Genomic DNA, 758 nt, shown 5'->3' on the forward strand with positions numbered 1-758 from the left:
GCCTTCGGCCGTGATGCGCGACGCGGCCTTGCCGGCCTTGCTGCCCAGCTTGACGCGCAGCAGCTCTTCGGCCTTTTCCATGTCGCCGCCGGCTTCCGTCAGCGCCTTCTTGCACTCCATCATCGGGGCGTCGGTCTTCGCGCGCAGTTCGCCGACCATGCTTGCAGTGATTGCAGCCATCTTGAATCTCCGTGTGCTGGGCGCCCCGCCGGAGGCCGGGCGCCGAATGATCTCGGGTTGAAAAAAAGGGGCTGTGACAGCCCCTTTGTGCGCTCGCCTTTCAGCGGGCAGGGGCATCGGGATCAGGCGTTCTCGCTGACTTCCACGAATTCATCGCCCTCGGCCGAAACGGCTTGCACCACTTCGTTGCTCGCGTTGGCCTTGCCGTCGATGATCGCATCGGCCACCGCCTTGGCGTACAGCGCCACGGCCTTCGACGAGTCGTCGTTGCCCGGGATCACGTAGTCGATGCCTTCGGGCGAGTGGTTCGAGTCGACGATGCCGATCACCGGGATGCCGAGCTTCTTGGCTTCGGCAACGGCGATCTTGTGGTAGCCGACGTCGATCACGAACATCGCATCGGGCAGCGCGTTCATGTCCTGGATGCCGCCGATGTCCTTCTCGAGCTTGGCCAGGTCGCGCTGGAACATCAGCGCTTCCTTCTTGATGCGGATCTCGGTGCCGGCTTCGATCTGGGCCTGCATGTCCTTCAGCTTCTTCAGCGAGCCCTTGACCGTCTTGAAGTTGGTCATCATGCC

General features: G+C 63.1%; 1 protein-coding gene and 1 pseudogene. Both read right to left on the reverse strand.

Features of this window, described 5'->3' with window-relative positions:
• Window positions 1–180 (reverse strand): annotated as a pseudogene (locus tag AC1D15_RS35485) (translation elongation factor Ts); the annotation flags it as partial.
• A 122-nt stretch (window positions 181–302) separates the two neighbouring features.
• Window positions 303–758: 30S ribosomal protein S2 (gene rpsB, locus AC1D15_RS35490; protein WP_477829781.1), on the reverse strand; the 456-nt coding region annotated here is incomplete at its 5' end.

This window comes from Rhizobacter sp. P2_H2 (assembly GCF_056403375.1).